The 289-nt window shown below is 46.0% G+C and carries 1 protein-coding gene; it reads left to right on the top strand.

The window, feature by feature from the left end:
- Positions 1-289 (top strand): bactofilin family protein (locus HC176_RS19140; protein WP_167920549.1); only part of this gene is annotated, 289 nt, incomplete at both ends.

The following is a 289-nucleotide window of genomic DNA, read 5'->3' as shown; positions in this document are numbered from 1 at the left end:
AGCCCCGGCAGAATTCAGCAAAGAACAGAACAAAATTGCCCCGGGCACCAAGATTATTGGCGACATTGAAGCAAAAGGCGGTTTTCGAATTGACGGTTGTGTAGAAGGCACCGTAAGAACCCCCGGAAAAGTGGTGATAGGCCGGGAAGGTATTGTTACAGGAGAACTGGAGTGTGAAAATGCCGATATCGAAGGAAAATTCACGGGTAAATTAAATATTTCCGGCACCTTAAGTCTTAGAAGTTCTGCCTTAATTGAAGGGGAAGCCACTGTATCAAAACTGGCCGTT

The organism is Tamlana crocina (assembly GCF_012037625.1).
This window is presented reverse-complemented; position numbering and strand designations above follow the sequence as displayed.